Source organism: Albidovulum inexpectatum, from assembly GCF_002927635.1.
Taxonomy (GTDB): domain Bacteria; phylum Pseudomonadota; class Alphaproteobacteria; order Rhodobacterales; family Rhodobacteraceae; genus Albidovulum; species Albidovulum inexpectatum.
This window is the reverse complement of record NZ_PRDS01000001.1, coordinates 18,846-31,529: the sequence shown is the minus strand read 5'-3', so window position 1 is coordinate 31,529 and position 12,684 is coordinate 18,846. Positions and strand designations below refer to the sequence as shown.

Sequence of the window (12,684 nt, the reverse complement as noted above, 5' to 3'; positions counted from 1 at the left end):
CAGGTCGGTTCCCAAGTCATGAAGAAGGCCGCCCAGAATGGGCGGCTGCAATGGAACCCGATGACCGGGGGGCTTTCAGACCCGAAGAGGATCGACCTTGGCGACTGCGTCCAGCGCCATCAGGGTTTCCAGCAACTTCGGCATCTGGTCCAGCGGGATCATGTTCGGCCCGTCGGATGGCGCGCGGTCGGGATCTTCGTGCGTTTCGATGAAGACGCCCGCAATCCCCAGACTGACGGCCGCGCGCGCCATTGCCGGGGCGAACTCCCGCTGCCCGCCCGAGGCCGACCCGAGGCCTCCGGGTTGCTGGACCGAATGGGTGGCGTCCATGATCACGGGGTAACCCGTGCGCGCCATGATCGGCAGCGAACGCATGTCGGCCACCAGCGTATTGTAGCCAAAGCTGACGCCACGTTCGGTCAGCAGGATGTTCCGGTTCCCGGTGCTTTCGATCTTTTCGACGACCTTCGTCATGTCCCACGGGGCCAGGAACTGGCCCTTCTTGACGTTCACCACGCAGCCGGTGCGGCCGGCTGCCAGCAGAAGATCGGTTTGCCGGCACAGGAACGCCGGGATCTGGATCACATCGACCACCTCGGCGGCGATCCGGGCCTGTTCAGCGTCATGGATGTCGGTCAGAACCGGGACCCCGACCGCCTTGCGGACGCCCTCGAGAACCCGCAATCCCGCTTCGATTCCCAGCCCCCGTCGCGCGTCCAGAGAGGTGCGGTTCGCCTTGTCGTAGCTGGCCTTGAAGACGTATTGTGCCCCGACGGCGGCGCAGGCCTCGGCCATACGCCCGGCGATCATCTGCGCGTGATCGGCGCTTTCCAGCTGGCAGGGGCCCGCGATAAGTGTCAAAGCCCTGTCGTTGCCGACGGTCAGCCCGCCGATGGTCACATCCTTCATCGCGGTCATGTCCATTCCCTTACGTGGTGGCCTGTTCCCGCAGGATCGAGGCAGTGATCGAAAGCATCAGGTAGATGCCACTGAACAGAAGGAAGGCCAAGAGCGTGTTTTCGAACGCCCGCGGATAGGCGGGTTCGTCCGGCGCGACAGGTGAAACCGATGTTTCAAGGTACCGCGTCTGCCGATTGGCTTCGAGCCGGGCGGTTTCAAGCTGCTGCACGGCCTGCGCCAGCAGCATCTGCCGCGTCTCCAGCTCGGCCTCGGCGATGCGCAGCTGGCCCATCACCTGTGCCAGAGAGGCCGAACTGTCGCCGCCCTGTGTCAGTTGCGACCGCAGCTGCGTGATCAGCCGCTCCAGCCGTTCGATATCGCCGCGCACACCATCGACGCGCGCCTGGTTGGGGCGCGGGTTGTCAAGAAGCTGTTCCAGCTCCAGCCGCTTTTTCTGCAATTCGATCTCGAAACTGCTGATCTGCCCCATCAGGGCGTTGCTTTCTGTCAACGGGTCCAGAACGCCCATTTCCTCTTGCAAGGTCTGGACTCGTGCCTGGGCTTCCAGAACGCGGCGCTCGGCCTCTTGATAGCCGGCCAGGGCATCCTTCATCTGATTTTCGCGCAGACGCGCCGACAGCTGATCGACCTGTTCCTCGGCATAGCCGATCAGGGCCTCGGCAAAACGCTTGCTGGTTTCGGGATCCGCGGCCACGACCTCCATCTTCACGATGCCCTCGGTCGGGTCATAGCTGATCTTCACCATCTTTCGGTAAAGCCGATAGACTTCCTCGTTCGTGGCGTCGGGCTCAAGCCGGGTCAGCGGATCGATCAAGGGTTGCGAGAAATGCGCCCTGAAGCCGTGGTCCTGGTCCAGCCGCATCATCGCGTCACGTGATTGCAGATAGCTTTGCACCGCGATCGAATCCTGCGCAGTGGCGAACTGCGTTCCGCGGAACATCGACGCGATGCCGGCAGCGGGGTTTTCCGATTGCTGAATGACGAATTCGCTATGCGTCGCATAAAGTGGCGTCGCGATACGGAAATAATAGATCCCCGCAATCAGCGTCGGCAAGAAGACCAGGACCGCCAGCCGCGCGAACAGCATCATCAGCCGCCGCCGTCTGCGCCGCACGATATCGCGCTGGATCTCCAGGATCTCCGAGGCCCGCTCGGCCTCTGTCAGGGGGGCGGGAACGGGCGTGTCGGGCACTTTCTGCGGCAGGTGGACCTCGTCGGTCGATTGGCGGCCGTCGACGATCTTCAGAAGCGCCGAGGGCTGGAACGGGTCGATGCCGCGTTTGCGCAACTGGCGCACCGCGTCGAAATCAGAGGTGAACGAGAGGCCGTTCTTCTGTGCCACCCGCCGCGCCGTGCGCAGCTGACGGGCACTCAGCCCCTCATCCCTGATGGCGGCCAGTTCCGGGTCGTCGGTACCTTCCGCGGTGCCCGCGGCGGTCGGGAATACCCGGTCACCAAAGCCGTCATCGACTTCGTCCTCGGGCAGCACGTTCTGCGCGCGCCGCTTCAGCGCGCCCTCTTCCGGGCGCAGACGGAACCGTTTTGCCCTAGGTGGTGTAGTCATACATCCGTTTCGCTTCTTCCAGAGTGTCGAAAAAATGCAGTCTGCCATTGCGCAGGACGGCAGCCTGGCGGCAGAACTTTTCCAGTGTCCGCGGCTGGTGCGAGACGATCACTACCGTCTTGGTCTTCAGCCTGTCGGCAAGAATGGAGCCGGCCTTTCGGTTGAACTCGGCATCCGTGACGGCGGGCATCCCCTCATCGATCAGATAGATGTCGAAATCCATCGCCAGCAACAGCGAAAAGGTGAACCGCGCCCGCATGCCCGAACTGTAGGTCGCAACCGGCATGTCGAAATACTCGCCGATATCGGACAGCCACCGGCTGAAGGCTTCGACGTAATCGGGGTCCATGCCATAGAGCCGGGCGATGAAGCGCGCGTTTTCGCAGGCGGTATGCTTCGGTACGACGCCCCCCATGAAACCCAGCGGGAAAGAGACGCGGCAGCTTTTGCGGATCACGCCTTCGTCGGGCTTTTCGATGCCGGCCATCATGTTGATCAACGTGGTCTTGCCCGTACCATTGGGCGCAAGAATACCCAGGGAACGGCCAAGCTCGACCCGAAAGGTCGCGCGGTCGAGTATCACCTTGCGCGTCTTGCCCGTCCAGAAGGACTTGCTGACATTCTCGAATTCCAGCATCGCTCGTTACAGCCACGTCAAACCTGTCACACCCAATGTAGGGGCTGATCGTTAATTTTTGCAGTTACATCGCAATCATGCCCGCAATAAGGCCGAGCGGTCATGCGCCGCAACGGCCTTCTGACGCGCCCGGCGGTCAATTTCCCGCGTGTTCGACATGGAACGCCCTGCCGGCCAGGATCGCCACCAATCCCGATGACAGCGAAAGAAGCGCCCCCATCTTCGCGGCGTCCTGCACTGGTCCCGCCGGGAACGCGACCGTTGCCACGAACAGCGCGACCGTAAATCCGATTGACGCGACGCATCCCAGAACAGCGAGATCGGCAAGCCGCATTCCCTTGGGCAGACCAAACCGCAACAGTTCGGCGGCAAACCAGCCGAACAGGAATATGCCCAGAGGCTTGCCGATCATCAGCGCACACAAGACCAGCCAGGTTGGTTCAGAGAATGCAGCAAGCTGGACGCCCGCATTCAGAAGGCCAAAGAAGAACAGGATGATCTGAACAGGCGTCTTCAGGCGATGCGCAATACGGTTGAGCGGGTCAGTCAGGTATCGCTCGGCCTCGGCAAAATATCCGAAAGCGCGATCGGCATGCGGGATTGCCGGGATGATGGGCAACAGTCCAAGTGCCGGATGCACGCCGGCCTGCTGAAAACCGAACCAGCTGACGCAGCCGGCGACAAGATAGGGCCAGAAGTCAAGCTTCCGGGCCACCCAGGTCTGCCACCGGCGCAGCGGGTCCCCCCGGTCCATATGTCGGGGCAGCCAGTTGAACAGAACGAACGTCGCCGCCGCAGCCCCCAGCGACAGCAACAGCCATGCAGGCGTCAGATCGTCGCCCGGATAGAAGATCGCCAGAATGAAAAGTCCGCCGGCATCGTCCGCAATTGCAAGCAACAGCAGAAAGCGGATCGCGGGGTGGCGCGCGCCAAAGACCAGCCGCCCGACGAAATAGGAAAAGGCAATATCCGTGGCAGTTGGAATTGCCCATCCGCGGCTGACCGTATCGAAGATTCCCAGGGTCGCGGCCAGACACAGATAGATTGCGACCGGCACGGACATGCCGCCCGCGGTGGCGATCAGCGGCGTCAGCGCCTTGCGCCCGCGCAACGCGCCGTTCTTCAGGATGACCGCCTCCCAGACCTCCTTGGCGGCAACGGCAAAGAACAACGACATCAGAAGATCGTTGACCAGGAAGTCCAGCGTCAATGTCCGCTCGGCCTGACCGCCTTCCTCGCCCGGATGGCCGATGAAGAAGTGATCGGCGATCACAAGGTTGACGAAGTCCTGGTAGCCGGTTTGGTCGATGTTGGCCCATGCAAGTGCGATCGCCGCGCCGAGGATCAGCAGAAGCGAGTGGCTCGTTGCGAAATTCCAGACGCGATACATCCGTCGATCATCCCTTGCGCGGCCGCCTTCAACGGTTAGTCCGTCGGGCGCGTCGGGGCAACCGGCCGGTATCGCACGCCGCAGCCAGGATGGCCGCCAGCGCAGCGCCTCCTTTCGGGGGCACCGGCTTGTGCACAGCCGTCCCGTTGCGCCTGCCGGTTCGTGCCGTCATGCTGCATCCATGTCTGAAAAGGTCGATTCACTTCATGCCCGGATCAGGTCCTGCCGGCATTGCGCCGATCGGTTCGCGCGCACGGCAACGGCCCATGCCCCGCGGCCGGTGATCTGGTTCCAGCCCTCGGCACGTGTTCTGATCGCAGGCCAGGCGCCCGGATTGCGTGTTCACCAAAGCGGCCGGCCATTCACGGATCCGTCGGGCGACAGGCTGCGCAAATGGCTGGGGATCGACAGCGACACGTTCTATGACCAGCGGCGCATCGCGATCGTGCCGATGGCGTTCTGCTTTCCCGGCTATGATGATGCGGGGTCCGATCTTCCGCCCCCCGCAGCCTGCGCCCGGTTGTGGCGGGCCCAGGTCATCGATTCCTTGCCGCATCTTCGGCTGATCATCGCCGTCGGCGCTCATGCCCAGCGCTGGCATCTTGGGCAGGCCGCGCGGGCAGGGGTTGCGCGCACGGTGGCGGCGTGGCGGGATCATGCCCCATCGATCTTTCCCTTGCCTCATCCGTCATGGCGCAATACCGCATGGCTGAAACGGAACCCGTGGTTCGAGGCCGAGCTGCTACCGGTCTTGCGGGCGCGGCTGAACGAGGTGTTGAACGATGACGCAGACACGGCTTGACCGGGCGCATTCGGCGATGGGGGACGCACCCGAGGATGATGCGGCACGCCTGCACTTCTACGAAGCCCTGGCGGATGCCGAGATGTATCTCCTTCTGGAGCGGGAAGCTGTCGACGACAGGGCCGAACCACGAATACTGACGCTTGATGACGGGCGCTTTGCCCTGGCCTTCGACACCGAGGAACGCCTTGTTGACTTCACCCGGGCACCGGCGGCGCATGTGGCCCTGCCGGGCCGGGTTCTTGTGCGGCTGCTGGCCGATGAGGGCGTGGGGCTGGGCCTGAATCTCGGCGTCGCACCGTCCGAGGCCCTGTTGCCGGCCGATGCGTTGCAATGGCTGGTGCAGATGCTGGATCAGCGGCCGGATGCCCGGACCGGCATTCCGACCGAAATCGCGCCGCCGTCGGCTCTGCCCGATCGCTTGCTGCAGGCGCTGGATGCCAAGCTTGCGGGCCTCGCCGGCCTTGCGCGCGCCGCGCATCTGGTATGGGTGCGCTACAAGGACGGGCGGTCGGGCCATCTGCTGGCTTTTCAGGGCGCACCCGCGCGGGCCGAGCAGCCCCTGGCCAAGGCGGTGTCAGAGGCTGTCATCTTTTCGGGTGTCGATCAGGCCACGCTGGACGTGGTCTTCCTGCCGCAGGATTCGCCCCTTCTGCCGCGATTCCAGGCCGTTTCACTGCGCTTCGATCTGCCTGAACCCAAGGAAGAGACGGCACAGATCCTGGGCCCCGCCGCGCCCGGCATGGACCCAAAGCGTCCGCCACGGCTGAAATAGGGGCCTCAATACCCCCGGGCACGGTCCACGACATGCAGGAACGGCTCGCCCCTCTCGCCCCTGCGAATGTTCTCGGCAATGACGCGGGCGGCGCTTTCTGGCCGTGTCACGGCGGCAATGTGCGGCGTGACCGTGACCTGCGGATGCGCCCAAAAGGGGTGATCGGGTGGCAAGGGTTCGGTGGTGAACACGTCCAGCGTGGCGTGACGCAGGCGGCCGTTCCCCAGCGCCTCCAGCAAGGCGGTGTCGTCGATCAGCGCACCCCGGCCGGGATTGATCACAACCGCGCCCCTGGGCAGAAGATCAAGGGTTCTTGCATTCAGGATATGACGGGTCCGATCTGTCAGCGGCAGCAGCAGGATCAGGATCTCGGCGCGGCCGAGCACCTGGTTCAAACCCTCGGGCCCGCTGGCACAGGCGATCCCCGCGATGTCCTTCGGGCTCTGGCTCCAGCCCGCGACGTCGAATCCCAGGCCAGCCAGCGCCTGACCGACGGCGGCCCCAAGCTGACCAAGGCCTAGAATGCCGATCGTCCGTTCCGTGGCCAAAGGTGGCAGATCGCTCCCTCGCCATACGCCATCCTGGTTCAGGACATGGCGGTCGATGTCCAGATGGTGGCGCAGGCAATGGGCCACGCAATATTCCACCATGCCCTGGCGCAACCCGTCATCGACCATCCGGCACAAGGGTTGGGACAGGGTCGGGTTCGTGACGATCCGCTCCACCCCCGCCCAAAGGTTCAGAACCGCCTTGCAGCGGACAAACGGACTGAAATCCGTGATCGGCCCGTTCGGATCAAAGACGATGTAGTCGACCCGCGCGGGGTCGTCCGCATGGTGAACCAGTTCGGCATCCAATTCTGCCGCCTTCAATGCCGCGCGCAGGGCAGGGGCATAGACGGGCCAGTCATCGGGACGTCCGGCAAAGAGAACGGTTGGGCGCATGTCCTATCTTGGCCTGTGGATATGAGCGCTTTGCACAAGCCCGAAGGCGCCCAGAAGGATGATCATCGCGGTGCCTCCGTACGAAACCAGCGGCAGCGGCACCCCCACGACGGGCATCAGCCCGGTCACCATCCCCATGTTGACCATGAAGAACAGGAAGAACGTCCCGCCGACCCCAAGTATCAGCAGCGAGGAAAAGCGATCCTTCGTGGCAAGGGCGGATTGATAGCAGAAGATCAGCACAAGCACGTACAATGACAGAAGCGAGATCGCACCGACAAAGCCGAATTCCTCGGCCAGCGTGGTGAAGATGAAGTCCGTATGCTTTTCGGGCAGAAAGTTCAGCCGGCTTTGCGTGCCCTGCATGTAGCCCTTGCCGGCCCAGCCCCCCGAGCCCAGCGCAATCTGCGCCTGCGTGATGTTGTAACCCGCGCCAAGAGGGTCCGAACCGGGATCCAGAAAGGTATCGATACGCTTGTACTGATAGTCCTTCAGCAGCTGCCATTCGGTGCCGCGGCTTTCCATCACCGCAAAGACCAGCGCAACGACAAGGGCCAGTACCGTGCCGAAATACCACAGGCTGACACCGGCCAGGAACATGACCAGACCGCCCCCGGCGACCAGCAGGATCGCGGTACCAAGGTCGGGTTGCTTCAGCACCAGGAAGGTCGGCAGCAGGATCAGTGCCGCCGGAATGGCCACCCACAGCGGGCGCGAGACCTTGTCGATGTCCAGCCAGTCGTAATAGGCCGCAAGCAGCATGACCAGGGCGATCTTCATCAGCTCGGACGGCTGGATCCGGACCGGGCCCAGCTCGATCCAGCGCTGCGCGCCCATGCCGATGCTGCCGAAGAATTCGACGGCGATCAGCAAAAGAAGACACGCCAAATAGGCCGGAACCGAAAGCGATCGCCAGACCCAGATGGGCGTGAAGGCCACGACGAACATGCCGATCATGCCCACGACAAACCGCTTCATCTGAGGTTCTGCCCAGGTTTCGATCCGGCCGCCCGCGACGGAACACAGCATCAGGAAGCCGACGCAGGAAATCGCGGCAAGAAGCAGGATCAGAGGCCAGTTCAGATGCAGGACCTTGCGAAAGCCCGTCGGGACATGCCGGATGCGATTCTCGAGATAGGTCATGCCCGCGACCTCCCGCCGCTTGGCGCGGGCTCTTCGGGCAACAGCCTGAGCCGCGCGCGCATCTCCTCGATCTGGGCGCGCTGGTTTTCCGGATAGGCTTCGAGAGGCGGGAGGCCGCCATAGAGCGCTTGCAGCAGGATGTCACGCGCGATAGGCGCGGCGGCGGCCGATCCACTGCCACCATGCTCGACGACCACCGAAACCGCGTAACGCGGCGCATCGAACGGGGCAAAGCAGACGAACAGCGCGTGGTCGCGGCGGTGCCACGGCAAATCCTTGTTGCTTGTCACGCCGCGTGCACGCTCGGCCGCCGTGATGTTGCGAACCTGGCTGGTGCCCGTCTTTCCCGCCATGCGCATCTGGTCATCCACGATGCGCGACGCATAGGCCGTGCCGCGGCGGGAATTGCTTACTTCGAACATGCCCTTGCGCACACCGCGCAAGACGGCATCCGATACGCCCAGATCCCCGGGCTGCATGACGGGCTGCTCGACGCCGTCGATCGCACGCACCAGCCGGGGCGTGATCGCCTTGCCCGAGGCCAGACGCGCCGTCATCACGGCCAGCTGAAGCGGCGAGGCCAGCACGAAACCCTGGCCGATCGCGGTGTTCAGCGTGTCGCCGATCAGCCAGTCTGTGCCGTATTTCGCGCGTTTCCATTCGCGATCTGGCGCCAGACCTTCGCTGATCGCCGACATCGGAAGGTCAAAGCGCGTCCCGATCCCCATTCGCCGCGCCATCTCGGCGATGCGTTCGATGCCGACGCGCTGGGCAATCTCATAGTAATAGACGTCGCAGGATTGCTCCAGGCTCTTGGTCAGCGAGACCTCTCCATGTCCGCCGCGCCGCCAGCAGTGAAACCGCCTGTTGCCAAGCGTCGTGTATCCCGGGCAATAGACCGTTTCGCCGGGCGAGATTACCCCGGCTTCCAGCGCGGCCATGGCCGTGATCATCTTGAATGTCGATCCCGGCGGGTAGGCCCCCTGAACCGTCTTGTCGGCCAGAGGGCGGTGGTCGTTTTCCATCAACGCACGATAATCGGCCGAAGAAATTCCGCGCACGAACAGGTTGGGATCGAAACTGGGCGAGGAATTGATCGCGACGATATCGCCCGTCTGTATGTCGATCACGACAGCCGCGGCGCTTTCGTCTCCCAGCCGCGCCTGCACGAAGTTCTGCAGCCGGTGGTCGATCGTCAACTGGACATTCGCGCCGGGATCGCCCTCCTTGCGCCCCAGTTCGCGCATGACCCGCCCGGCGGCATTGACCTCGACGCGGCGCGAGCCGGCCTTGCCGCGCAGCAGCGTCTCCAGCTTGGCCTCCACGCCCAGCTTGCCGATCTGGAAACGGGGGATGCGCAACAGGGGGTCGGGATCCTCGATCCGCGACAGATCGTAATCGCTGACCGGGCCGACATAGCCAAGGACATGGGCGAAATCCGGTCCGAAGGGATAATTGCGCGACAGACCGACCTCGGTCGTGATCCCGGGCAGGGCGGGGGAGTTGACGGCAACCCGGCTGAATTCCTCCCAGGTCAGGCGGTCGGCGACCGTCACCGGCAGGGTTGGCGTGCGCCGAGCCTCCTTGATCGTGCGAGCACGATCCTCGGGGTCCAGGGGAATGAGCCGCGCGAGACGGTCGAGGACCGCCTCCAGATCGCCCGCATCGTCCGCGATGACGGTTACCCGATAGTTCTGCTCGTTGCCGGCGACGATGGTTCCGCGCCGGTCCAGGATCAGGCCGCGCACCGGTGGGATCAGGCGAACCTTGATGGCGTTTTCCTCGGCCAGAAGGCGGAACTGGTCAGCCTGGTCCAGCTGCAGATGCTGCAGCCGCAGGGCAAGCGTTCCGATCAGCGCGGCCTGGATGCCGCCCAGCATCATCGCGCGTCGCCCGATGCGGCGATGGCTTTCCAGGATCTGGCGCTCGGCACGCTTCATGTCAGCCTCCGCCGTGTCGGGGCATCGGTGTCGCCAATGCGGCGTATCCCAAGCAGAACAGCAAGAGCCGCCACGACGGCCGGATAGGCCATCACCGTCAGCGCGGCCTGCACCATGGTCGGCCCCAGCCCGACCTGGGGAGCAAGCGCAAGTGCGAGAACCACCCAGTCGATCAGGCCGGCCAGGAACACGGCTCCGGCGACGACCATCCATTCGACCACGAAGGGCAGATCCCTCAATCCCGAACTGCGACTGCGAAGGATCTCGGTCACCGACAGAATGATCAGGGGCCAAAGCCCGACCGGTCGCAGGGTCAGAAGATCCTCGATCAGCAGTACGGCGACGATCGACAATGCGGGTACGTGATCGGGCCGTCGCAAGAGCCAAGCCAGAGTCAGGCAAAGCAACAGATCGGGCAGGGGCCAGGCGGAAGGCTGGGTCGAGAGCGGAAGCAGACGCAAGACGATCAATACCGCCGCAAGGACCAGATAGGCGGCGCGGTGCGCGAGGCGCGAGGCAAGGCGGGGGTCAACCATCGGCGCCCTCCACCCCTTTGCCGGTCGGCGGAATCGCCCCAGCGGGCGCGCCTGCGGCACTGGGAACCTGAGGCGGGACGACAAGGTCTCCGGGGTCGGTGATGCGTTCGATCGGGCGTGACCGCAACACGCGCAGGAAGGTCAGCCGTTCATAATCGGCCGCCAGACGAACGCGCAGACGCTTGTTTCGGTCAAGCGCGACCTGACCCACCAGCAGCCCGGCGGGGAAGACGCCGCCATCGCCCGACGAGACGACACGATCGCCCGGGCGCACCTTTTCGAGGGATTCGACGAACTCGATCAGCGGTGCGGCGCTGTTGTCGCCGGCCAGGATCGCCCGCTGTCCGCTGGGCTGGATGATCACCGGGATGCGGCTGGCGACATCGGTCAACAGAAGAACGCGCGACGTGGTTTCCCCCACGCCGGAAATGCGCCCGACAAGACCAAGTCCGTCGGTCGTGGCCCAGCCATCCTGAATGCCGTCGCTGGCGCCAACGTTCAGCAGGACCGACTGCCGAAAGGGCGAGCCGCTGTCGGCCATCACGACACCGGAAACCGAGGTCAGCTTGGGGTCCAGGCGAAGCTGGTTCTGGGCCATCAGCTTGGCGTTCTGCTGCTCGAGCTGCAGCGCGGCTTCCTTCCACGCGCGCATCTGCTGCAGCTCACGGCGCAGTTCCTGGTTCTGCTCATAAAGTGCGGCATAGGAGCGGAAGCCTTCGGCCATGGCATAAAGCCGCGTGATGGGCGCCATCGCCCAGTCAAGATTGGGAACGACCCGGTCAACGATGGCCACGCGCAATCTTTCGACCCTTGGAGAGTCGATCCGCCACAGCAGGAACAGCCCAAGCAGAATGAGCGCCAGCGCCCCGATCAGGATGCGGCGCAGGGGTCGGGTGTAGATGTCGTCTCCCCTACGGTCCCGGGCCAAGGGTCCTCTCCGCTGTCGCTGGCCGCATTGCGGCTCAGCTGTCGTAGTCTATAACGTGGCGCAGCTGCTTTTCATATTCCAGCGCCTTGCCGGTTCCCAGCGCGACACAGTTCAGGCACTGGTCGGCAATCGAGATCGAAAGCCCGGTCTGTTCGCGCAGGGCAAGGTCCAGATCGCCAAGCAGCGCGCCGCCACCGGTCAGCATGACGCCGCGATCGACGATATCGGCCGCCAGGTCGGGCGGCGTGGCTTCCAGTGCCGACATCACGGCCTCGCAGATCTGCTGCACCGGCTCGGCCAGTGCCTCGGCGATCTGGGCCTGGCTGATCTCGGCCTCCTTGGGCACGCCGTTCAACAGGTCCCTGCCCCGAATGACCATCGAGGCACCGCGCCCGTCGTCAGGCATGCGGGCCGTGCCGATCGACGTCTTGATCCGCTCGGCGGTGCTTTCGCCGATCAGCAGGTTCTGCTGACGACGCAGATAGGAAATGATCGCCTCGTCCATCCGGTCGCCGCCCACGCGCACCGATCGGGCATAGACGATATCGCCAAGGCTGAGCACGGCGACTTCGGTCGTTCCGCCGCCGATATCGACGACCATCGAGCCGGTAGGGTCGGTGATCGGCATGCCGGCGCCGATGGCCGCGGCGATGGGTTCCGCGATCAGCCCCGCCCGGCGCGCGCCGGCCGACAGCACGGATTGGCGGATCGCCCGCTTTTCGACGGGGGTGGCGCCATGGGGAACGCAGACAATGATCTTGGGCTTCGAGAATGTCGTGCGGCGATGCACCTTGCGGATGAAATGCTTGATCATCTCTTCGGCGACGTCGAAATCGGCGATGACACCGTCACGCATCGGACGGATCGCCTGGATCGAGCCGGGCGTCCGGCCCAGCATCAGCTTCGCGTCTTCGCCAACCGCCAGTACCTGCTTGCGACCGTCCTTGACATGATACGCCACGACCGACGGTTCGTTCAGGATGATCCCCTTGCCCTTGACGTAGACAAGCGTGTTCGCCGTGCCGAGATCGATCGCCATGTCTGACGAAAACAGCCCACCCAATGCCATGTTCTTCCCCACTTCGTGCTGAATTCGGCCGACGA

Annotated in this window: 12 protein-coding genes; 2 read left to right on the top strand and 10 right to left on the bottom strand. The window is 64.1% G+C overall.

Annotated elements, in window-relative coordinates; genetic code table 11:
* Positions 1-75: 75 nt before the first annotated feature.
* The 4 genes from kdsA to LV82_RS00140 all read right to left on the bottom strand — a co-directional run bounded on the left by kdsA (position 76) and on the right by LV82_RS00140 (position 4,512).
* Positions 76-909, bottom strand: coding sequence for a 3-deoxy-8-phosphooctulonate synthase (gene kdsA, locus LV82_RS00155; RefSeq protein ID WP_104069243.1), 834 nt, complete (start codon positions 907-909; stop codon positions 76-78).
* A 19-nt stretch (positions 910-928) separates the two neighbouring features.
* Positions 929-2,485: a KpsE/RkpR family capsule polysaccharide export protein gene (locus LV82_RS00150; RefSeq protein WP_104068707.1), complete on the bottom strand. Its 1,557-nt coding sequence runs from the start codon at positions 2,483-2,485 to the stop codon at positions 929-931.
* Complete coding sequence (locus tag LV82_RS00145; protein ID WP_104068706.1) at positions 2,469-3,122, bottom strand: ABC transporter ATP-binding protein; 654 nt, start codon at positions 3,120-3,122, stop codon at positions 2,469-2,471. The genes LV82_RS00150 and LV82_RS00145 overlap by 17 nt, the downstream gene beginning before the upstream one ends.
* Before the next feature lie 136 nt (positions 3,123-3,258).
* Positions 3,259-4,512, bottom strand: a complete 1,254-nt coding sequence (locus LV82_RS00140; RefSeq protein ID WP_104068705.1) for a Na+/H+ antiporter NhaA — start codon at positions 4,510-4,512, stop codon at positions 3,259-3,261.
* A gap of 181 nt (positions 4,513-4,693) precedes the next feature.
* Between LV82_RS00140 and LV82_RS00135 the strand changes: the two genes are divergently transcribed.
* Positions 4,694-5,314 (top strand): uracil-DNA glycosylase family protein, encoded by a 621-nt coding sequence (locus LV82_RS00135; RefSeq protein ID WP_104068704.1) that lies wholly within the window; start codon positions 4,694-4,696, stop codon positions 5,312-5,314.
* Positions 5,295-6,089: an SseB family protein gene (locus LV82_RS00130; protein ID WP_104068703.1), complete on the top strand. Its 795-nt coding sequence runs from the start codon at positions 5,295-5,297 to the stop codon at positions 6,087-6,089. The genes LV82_RS00135 and LV82_RS00130 overlap by 20 nt, the downstream gene beginning before the upstream one ends.
* A 5-nt stretch (positions 6,090-6,094) precedes the next feature.
* Here the strand turns inward: LV82_RS00130 and LV82_RS00125 are convergent, their stop codons facing one another.
* The 6 genes from LV82_RS00125 to LV82_RS00100 are packed head-to-tail and all read right to left on the bottom strand — an operon-like array spanning position 6,095 to position 12,649.
* Positions 6,095-7,033, bottom strand: a complete 939-nt coding sequence (locus LV82_RS00125; RefSeq protein WP_104068702.1) for a 2-hydroxyacid dehydrogenase — start codon at positions 7,031-7,033, stop codon at positions 6,095-6,097.
* 3 nt (positions 7,034-7,036) lie between these two features.
* Complete coding sequence (gene rodA, locus LV82_RS00120; RefSeq protein ID WP_104068701.1) at positions 7,037-8,176, bottom strand: rod shape-determining protein RodA; 1,140 nt, start codon at positions 8,174-8,176, stop codon at positions 7,037-7,039.
* Positions 8,173-10,116 (bottom strand): penicillin-binding protein 2, encoded by a 1,944-nt coding sequence (gene mrdA / locus LV82_RS00115; RefSeq protein WP_104068700.1) that lies wholly within the window; start codon positions 10,114-10,116, stop codon positions 8,173-8,175. Before mrdA ends, rodA begins: the two co-directional genes overlap by 4 nt.
* Positions 10,113-10,652 (bottom strand): rod shape-determining protein MreD, encoded by a 540-nt coding sequence (locus tag LV82_RS00110; protein WP_104068699.1) that lies wholly within the window; start codon positions 10,650-10,652, stop codon positions 10,113-10,115. Before LV82_RS00110 ends, mrdA begins: the two co-directional genes overlap by 4 nt.
* Positions 10,645-11,580, bottom strand: a complete 936-nt coding sequence (gene mreC / locus LV82_RS00105; RefSeq protein ID WP_104068698.1) for a rod shape-determining protein MreC — start codon at positions 11,578-11,580, stop codon at positions 10,645-10,647. The genes LV82_RS00110 and mreC overlap by 8 nt, the downstream gene beginning before the upstream one ends.
* 34 nt (positions 11,581-11,614) lie before the next feature.
* Complete coding sequence (locus tag LV82_RS00100) at positions 11,615-12,649, bottom strand: rod shape-determining protein (RefSeq protein WP_104068697.1); 1,035 nt, start codon at positions 12,647-12,649, stop codon at positions 11,615-11,617.
* Positions 12,650-12,684 lie beyond the last annotated feature (35 nt).